Source organism: Pseudomonas sp. P1_F1_2 (assembly GCF_056405815.1).
Window position 1 is genome coordinate 25595 of the sequence record NZ_JBFUBK010000065.1, and the last position, 7880, is coordinate 33474.

A 7880-nucleotide genomic window follows, 5' to 3' on the forward strand; every position below is an offset into this window, starting at 1 on the left:
TGGGGGCGCTTAACCGAAGAAGCTCTGGCCGTTTTTGGCCATTTCGCGCAGCTTCGCGGTCGGGTGGTACAGCGCGCCCAAATCAGCGTACTGGTCAGCCAGGGCAACGAACTCGGCAACACCGATCGAGTCGATGTAGCGCAGCGCACCGCCACGGAATGGAGGGAAACCAATACCGTAGACCAGACCCATGTCGGCTTCGGCAGCAGTCTCGACGATGCCGTCTTCCAGGCAACGCACGGTTTCCAGGCACAGCGGGATCATCATCCAGTTGATGATGTCTTCGTCGGTGACTTCACGCTGCTCATAAACGATCGGCTTGAGCACTTCCAGCACCGAAGGATCGGCGACTTTCTTCTGCTTGCCGCGCTTGTCGGTCTCGTAGGCGTAGAAGCCCTTGCCATTTTTCTGGCCCAGGCGCTTGGCTTCGTAGAGCACGTCGATAGCCGAACGGCGGTCGTCTTTCATGCGATCCGGGAAGCCTTCAGCCATCACGTCACGACCGTGGTGACCGGTGTCGATGCCGACCACGTCCATCAGGTACGCCGGGCCCATTGGCCAGCCGAATTTTTCCATGATCTTGTCGATACGGACGAAGTCCACGCCGGCGCTGACCAACTTGGCGAAACCGCCGAAGTACGGGAACAGTACGCGGTTAACCAGGAAGCCCGGGCAGTCGTTGACGACGATCGGGTTCTTGCCCATTTTCTTGGCGTAGGCAACGGTGGTGGCAACCGCCAGCTCGCTAGACTTCTCGCCACGGATTACTTCAACCAGCGGCATCATGTGCACAGGGTTGAAGAAGTGCATGCCGACGAAGTTTTCCGGACGCTTGAGGGCTTTGGCCAGCAAGGTGATGGAAATGGTCGAGGTGTTGGACGCGAGGATGGTGTCCTCTTTGACCTTGTCTTCGACTTCGGCCAGTACGGCTTGCTTGACCTTAGGGTTTTCGACAACCGCCTCAACCACCAGGTCCACGTGACCGAAATCACCGTAGGACAGGGTTGGACGAATGCCGTTGAGCACTTCAGCCATTTTCGCGGCGGTCATGCGACCTTTATCAACGCGGCCGACCAGCAGCTTGGCGGCTTCAGCCAGGCCTTGCTCGATGCCGTGCTCGTTGATGTCCTTCATCAGGATCGGCGTACCTTTGGAGGCCGACTGATAAGCGATACCGCCACCCATGATGCCGGCGCCCAATACGGCAGCCTGCTTCACGTCTTTGGCGATTTCGTCGTAGGCCTTGGCCTTTTTCTTCAGCTCCTGATCATTCAGGAACAGACCGATCAAGCTCTGCGCGGCAGAGGTCTTGGCCAGTTTGACGAAACCGGCGGCTTCGACTTCCAGCGCTTTATCGCGACCGAAGTTCGCGGCTTTCTGGATGGTCTTGATCGCTTCAACCGGCGCCGGGTAGTTCGGGCCAGCCTGACCAGCTACGAAACCTTTGGCGGTTTCGAAAGCCATCATTTGTTCGATTGCGTTCAGCTTCAGCTTTTCCAGCTTCGGTTGACGCTTGGCCTTGTAATCAAACTCACCGGAAATGGCGCGTTTGATCAGTTCCAGGGCCGCCTCCTGCAGTTTCTCAGGAGCAACCACTGCGTCCACTGCGCCGACTTTCAGCGCGTCTTCAGGACGGTTTTCTTTACCAGCGGCAATCCACTCGATGGCGTTGTCGGCGCCGATCAGGCGCGGCAGACGCACAGTACCGCCGAAGCCTGGGTAGATGCCCAGTTTGACTTCCGGCAGACCGATCTTGGCCTTGGTGGACATGACGCGGTAGTCCGCCGCCAGGCACATCTCCAGACCGCCACCCAGGGCGATGCCGTTGATTGCGGCGACAGTCGGGACGTTGAGGTCTTCGAAATCGCTGAAAATCTTGTTGGCTTCCAGATTGCCAGCAACCAGCTCGGCATCAGGCAGCTTGAAGTTTTCGACAAATTCGGTGATGTCGGCGCCGACGATGAACACGTCCTTGCCACTGCTGACGATCACGCCTTTGATCGAAGCATCTGCCTTGATGGTGTCTACAGCCTGACGCAGTTCGTTCAGGGTTAGACGGTTGAACTTGTTGACGGACTCACCCTTGAGGTCGAACTTCAGTTCGACGATGCCACTTTCAAGAGCCTTAACCGTGATGGCTTTACCTTCGTAAATCATCAACTGATCTCCACGATATGGAAGCTGAACAGTACACGTCGGACGCAGGTGAATGGCTCGGCAGGACGTTAAACGTCGATGCTACGCCAATCCACCCGGCACACCCTCCAACGCGATAGTCGGGATTCTGTAGGAGCGATCTGAAATACAAACGCTCAATTCATACGCCCGTTTGATTTGGGTACGTCACCTTCACGGAATTTCCGACAATTGTCAATCGCCCAAAATACAGGTTCAAACGCGACTTTCCGGTCATTTCCGTACCGCGAAGCACTTCAACACGCCGCTGCATGTCAAAGCATTCATAGAATCAATAGTTAGAAAAGTCGCCCTAATTCACTGCAGCCTTTGTTTAACAAGCTACGCTGGCAGGAACCTGAAGGAAAATTTGAACGCGTTTGGCGAATACCGTGCGTAAGATCAGCCCTACAGCGAATTACCGGCCTGCCTGGCCAACCCCAGCCCGATGATGATGTCGGGCTTTTTATTGACTGTCTGCCGCGCTTTGCGCCATTGCAGCGCAAAACATTCTCGGCTCACGCCAGCGCTTTCAGCACGGCGTCAATGTCTTGCAGAACCGTCGCCTCGCCCTTCTCTCCCCAATACAAGGTGATCATCTGCTTGTCTGCCTCAACCTTGTAGACATTTTCTGGCAACTTTTCGAAATGAATCAAAAACGCCGGATCCTCGCAAACTTCCTGCCATTGATTCACCCATACACCCGGCGATTTTTGCCAGTAACTCCAGCATGCCGGTTGATTGCCGCGACGCGAGCGATGGTACTGGGCGCAGGGGCTCGGCGGCTCCTTGCTCAGCCAATGCGGCCACTCTTGAGGCGCCAGTTGCATGGCCAGACCGATACGTCGCGCCTCCATGCGCAGGGCCATTCGCCCGCTCTGACCACGAGACGGCCGCAACCATGCGAGCGGACTCAGTACCACCAGCAGGATTGACACCACTATCCAGACCGTCATATCTGTACTCCCGAATCTTGATGAGCGCTTTGAGCCACATAGAAACCAATGCGCTTGAAACCAGCCATACTTACCAATATTGCAACCCTCAGGAGGAGCACCTCATGCCCTACAACCACATTCTGGTCGCTGTAGATCTAACCGAAGAGTGCGACCCTGTAATCCACCGCGCTCGCGAGTTGTCGGTGAGCAATGGGGCAAAGCTGTCCCTGGTGCACATTGTCGAGCCAATGGCCATGGCCTTTGGCGGTGACGTCCCCATGGACCTGTCACAACTGCAACAACAGCAGTTCGATCAGGCCAAGGAGCGCCTTGAGCGCCTGAAACTCAAGTACTCCGAACTCGAAGGTGCCAACTGCCATTTGACTTATGGCCAACCACGCCAGGAAATCCATCATTTCGCCAAGGAACAGCAATGCGACCTGATCGTGGTCGGCAGCCACGGCCGCCATGGTCTGGCACTGTTGCTTGGCTCAACCGCCAATGACGTGCTGCACGGCGCGCCTTGCGATGTACTCGCGGTGCGCCTGATCAAAAGCTGAAACACGAACCCACAATGGATCCCTGTAGCCTCGTAGATCTCACTCCATATGAAAAGCCCGGCGTTCATCACTGAACGCCGGGCTTTTTTACAGCAGGATCAATCAGGCATCCAGTTCGGCCCAGCGCTCGACCATCACTTCGAGCTCGGCCTGCAACTGCTCCAACTGCGCGATCACCGCGGCGGTCTCGGCAGCAGGACGCTGATAGAAAGCGGCATCGGCCATTAGCGCTTCAACCGCCGCAATCTGCTGCTCCATGGCTTCGATCTGAGCCGGCAACATTTCCAGCTCACGCTGCAATTTGTAACTGAGCTTCTTCTTCGCCACCGGCGCTTCAACAGCGGCAACCACGGGCGCCGCTTCAGCCGTTACGACTGCGGAGGTCAGGTCGGCTTTGCCGGATTTGCTCTCGGTCACGCCCAGCAGACGCGGCGAACCGCCCTGACGCAGCCAGTCCTGATAACCACCGACGTACTCACGAACCTTGCCTTCACCTTCGAAGACCAGGGTGCTGGTGACCACGTTGTCGAGGAATGCCCGGTCGTGGCTGACCATCAGCACGGTGCCGTTGAAGGTCAGCAGGACCTCTTCCAGCAACTCGAGGGTTTCGACGTCGAGGTCGTTGGTCGGTTCGTCGAGGACCAGCAGGTTCGCCGGCTTGCTGAACAGCTTCGCCAGCAACAAACGGGCACGCTCGCCACCGGACAGCGCCTTGACCGGCGTGCGGGCACGCTGCGGGCTGAACAGGAAGTCGCCGAGGTAGCTCAGCACGTGACGGCTCTGACCATCGATGTCGATGAAGTCGCGACCTTCGGCCACGTTGTCGATCACGGTCTTTTCCAGGTCCAGCTGATGGCGCAACTGGTCGAAGTAGGCGACGTCGATGCGCGTCCCCTCTTCCACTGTGCCGCTGGTTGGCTGCAGACCGCTGAGCATCAGCTTCAGCAATGTGGTCTTGCCGGTACCGTTGGCACCGAGCAGACCGATACGGTCGCCGCGCGTCAGGACCATCGAGAAATCCTTGATCAGGAACGGGCCACCCGGGTGAGCAAAGCTCACGTTCTCGAGGACCATCACCTGCTTGCCGGACTTGTCAGCGGTATCCAGCTGAATGTTGGCCTTGCCGGTGCGCTCACGACGTTCGCTGCGTTCGACGCGCAGGGCTTTCAACGCGCGGACACGGCCTTCGTTACGGGTGCGACGGGCCTTGATGCCCTGGCGGATCCAGACTTCTTCCTGAGCCAGCTTCTTGTCGAACAGCGCGTTGGCAGTTTCTTCAGCCGCCAGCGAGGCCTCTTTGTGCACGAGGAAACTGGCGTAGTCGCCGTTCCAGTCGATCAGGCCACCGCGATCCAGTTCGAGGATGCGGGTCGCGAGGTTTTGCAGGAATGAACGGTCGTGCGTGATGAACAGCACGGCGCCCTGGAAATCCTTCAGCGCTTCTTCAAGCCAGGCAATTGCACCGATGTCCAAGTGGTTGGTCGGTTCGTCGAGCAGCAGCAGGTCCGGTTCGGAAACCAGGGCCTGGGCCAACAGGACGCGACGACGCCAGCCGCCGGACAACTCGGCGAGGGTCTTGTCGGCTGGCAACTGCAGACGGCTCAACGTGCTGTCGACCAGTTGCTGCAGACGCCAGCCATCGCGGGCTTCGAGGTCGTGCTGGACGTGCATCAGCTTGTCCAGATCGGCGTCGGTAACGATGTTCTGGCTCAGGTGATGGTATTCGGCGAGCAACGCACCGACGCCGTCCAGGCCTTCGGCAACCACGTCGAACACGGTCCGCTCGTCGGCTACCGGCAATTCTTGCGGCAATTCGCCAATTTTGAGTCCGGGTGCACGCCAGACGGAGCCGTCATCGGGCTTCTGGTCGCCCTTGACGAGCTTCATCATGCTGGACTTGCCAGTGCCGTTGCGGCCGATGATGCACACCCGCTCACCACGGGCGATCTGCCAGGACACCTTGTCCAACAACGGCATAGCGCCGAAAGCAAGGGACACATCGCTGAATTTGAGCAGGGTCATGAGCTTCTCCAAAAACCGGGCGCGCATTCTACCTGACTTGAGGCTTCAGAAGGCCGGCAATTTCACTCTCGAAGCACTCTGCACAACAAATGTTGCGAACTTATGCTGACAGGCCCGCAAAGCTTTCGCCTGCTGCTGGCAAAAGGCTAAGCTACAGACAATTCAGTGCGGGCATTGCCCGCACTTGTCATGATTTCTCTGCCCGGACGTCTCATGCGCAGTCGCCTTTTCAGTCTTTTATCTTGTCTGCTTCTTTCTGCCACTGCCGTCCAATCAGCCCAGGCGGTGGACCTGTCCACCCAGCGTCAGTATTACGATGAAGCCAAGCGTGCCTTGGCCAAGGGCGATTCCGGTCCCTACTTCCGTTACAGCCAGGCCCTCAGGGATTACCCGCTGGAGCCCTATCTGGCCTACGACGAATTGACCGAGCGCCTAAAAACCGCCAGCAATGCCGAAATCGAAAAATTCCTCGCCGAGCACGGTGACCTGCCGCAAGCCAACTGGATGAAATTGCGCTGGCTGCGCTGGCTGGCTGACCGTGGCGACTGGGCGACCTTCGTCAAGTATTACGACCCCAAGCTCAACTTCACCGAACTGGACTGCCTGAATGCGCAGTATCAGATCAGTCATAACCAGAAGACCGAAGGTTACGCCAACGCCAACAAGCTCTGGCTGACCGGCAAATCCCAACCTGAGGCCTGCGATGCACTGTTCGGGCAATGGGCCGCCGAAGGTCAATTGACCGAGCAAAAACGTTGGGAGCGCGCCAAACTCGCCGCCCAGGCACGCAATTATCCGCTGGCCAAAAGCCTCGTTAACGGCCTGACCACCCTCGCCCCTCGCGGTCAGCTGTTGATTGATGTGGCGCAAAAGCCTGAGCTACTCAACCAGCCTTCGCGCTTCACCCCGGCCGACGAACCGATGTCCGACATCGTCAGCCTCGGCCTGCGCCGCCTGGCCAAGCAAGACCCGGACAAGGCCATGGACCTGCTGGACGGTTATGCCAGCAGCATGCACTTCTCCCGCGATGAAAAAGTGGCGATCGCCCGGGAAATCGGGCTGACCCTCGCACGGCGTTTCGACAGCCGCGCACTGGACGTGATGACCAAGTACGACCCGGAACTGCGCGACAACACCGTGTCCGAATGGCGCATGCGGCTACTGTTGCGCCTGGCCCGCTGGGACGATGCCTATCAATTGACCCGGCGTTTGCCGCAGGACCTGGCGACTACCAATCGCTGGCGTTACTGGCAGGCCCGCAGCCTCGAACTGGCCCAGCCACAGAACGCGGAACCGCAAACGCTTTATAAAAACCTCGCTCACGAGCGCGATTTCTATGGCTTCATGGCGGCCGATCGTTCGCAGTCGCCCTATTCGCTGGTCAACAAACCGTTGGTATTGAGCCAAGCGTTGACCAACAAGGTGCGTAACACCCCTGGCGTACGCCGCGCCCTGGAGTTGCACGCCCGTGGACAGATCGCCGACGGGCGCCGGGAGTGGTACTACGTCAGCCGTCATTTCAGCCGCGACGAAATGGTTGCCCAGGCCAAATTGGCCTATGACCTGAAATGGTATTTCCCGGCGATTCGCACCATCAGTCAGGCGCAGTACTGGGACGATCTGGACATCCGCTTCCCGATGGCCCACCGCGATGCGCTGGTCCGCGAATCCAAAAACCGCGGTATCCATTCGAGCTGGGCATTCGCCATCACCCGTCAGGAAAGTGCCTTTATGGACGACGCCCGCTCTGGTGTCGGCGCCACAGGCCTGATGCAATTGATGCCTGCCACCGCCAAGGAAACCGCGCGCAAGTTCAGCATTCCGTACTCCTCGCCGCAGCAGCTGCTTGACCCGGACAAGAACATCCAGCTCGGCGCCGCTTATCTGAGCCAGGTCCACAGCCAGTTCAATGGCAACCGCGTCCTCGCCTCCGCCGCCTACAACGCCGGCCCGGGCCGCGTACGCCAGTGGCTACGTGGTGCCGATCACCTGAGCTACGACGTGTGGGTGGAAAGCATCCCGTTCGACGAAACCCGCCAATACGTACAGAACGTGCTGTCGTATTCGGTGATCTACGGTCACAAGCTCAACACGCCCCAACCGCTGGTGGAATGGCATGAACGGTTCTTCGACGATCAGTGACCGGTAGCGCCCGTTAAACAGGAACAGCGCGGAACCGGTGTTG

At 58.5% G+C, this 7880-nt stretch carries 5 protein-coding genes; 2 read left to right on the plus strand and 3 right to left on the minus strand.

Annotated elements, in window-relative coordinates; translation table 11 throughout:
- Positions 1-9: 9 nt before the first annotated feature.
- Together fadB and AC1D2P_RS19265 are read right to left on the minus strand one after the other, a co-directional pair.
- The gene (gene fadB / locus AC1D2P_RS19260) at positions 10-2157 is read right to left on the minus strand and encodes a fatty acid oxidation complex subunit alpha FadB (RefSeq protein ID WP_109785937.1); all 2148 of its coding nucleotides are present in this window, start codon (positions 2155-2157) and stop codon (positions 10-12) included.
- Between the two features lie 536 nt (positions 2158-2693).
- Positions 2694-3131, minus strand: a complete 438-nt coding sequence (locus tag AC1D2P_RS19265) for a hypothetical protein (RefSeq protein WP_223523366.1) — start codon at positions 3129-3131, stop codon at positions 2694-2696.
- Between the two features lie 104 nt (positions 3132-3235).
- Between AC1D2P_RS19265 and AC1D2P_RS19270 the strand changes: the two genes are divergently transcribed.
- Positions 3236-3673: a universal stress protein gene (locus AC1D2P_RS19270; RefSeq protein WP_109785939.1), complete on the plus strand. Its 438-nt coding sequence runs from the start codon at positions 3236-3238 to the stop codon at positions 3671-3673.
- Between the two features lie 102 nt (positions 3674-3775).
- On the opposite strand, the gene AC1D2P_RS19275 is transcribed toward AC1D2P_RS19270, so the two are convergent.
- Positions 3776-5695, minus strand: coding sequence for an ATP-binding cassette domain-containing protein (locus tag AC1D2P_RS19275; RefSeq protein ID WP_109785940.1), 1920 nt, complete (start codon positions 5693-5695; stop codon positions 3776-3778).
- Between the two features lie 213 nt (positions 5696-5908).
- Here AC1D2P_RS19275 and AC1D2P_RS19280 point away from each other — a divergent pair, with 213 nt between their 5' ends.
- Positions 5909-7837 (plus strand): transglycosylase SLT domain-containing protein, encoded by a 1929-nt coding sequence (locus AC1D2P_RS19280; protein ID WP_477757629.1) that lies wholly within the window; start codon positions 5909-5911, stop codon positions 7835-7837.
- Positions 7838-7880: the final 43 nt, after the last annotated feature.

Excerpts from the sequence above, each read along its gene's own strand:
- fadB (WP_109785937.1), bottom strand. The coding sequence starts at position 2,157 with ATGATTTACGAAGGTAAAGCCATCACGGTTAAGGCTCTTGAAAGTGGC.
- AC1D2P_RS19265 (WP_223523366.1), bottom strand. The coding sequence starts at position 3,131 with ATGACGGTCTGGATAGTGGTGTCAATCCTGCTGGTGGTACTGAGTCCG.
- AC1D2P_RS19270 (WP_109785939.1), top strand. The coding sequence starts at position 3,236 with ATGCCCTACAACCACATTCTGGTCGCTGTAGATCTAACCGAAGAGTGC.
- AC1D2P_RS19275 (WP_109785940.1), bottom strand. The coding sequence starts at position 5,695 with ATGACCCTGCTCAAATTCAGCGATGTGTCCCTTGCTTTCGGCGCTATG.
- AC1D2P_RS19280 (WP_477757629.1), top strand. The coding sequence starts at position 5,909 with ATGCGCAGTCGCCTTTTCAGTCTTTTATCTTGTCTGCTTCTTTCTGCC.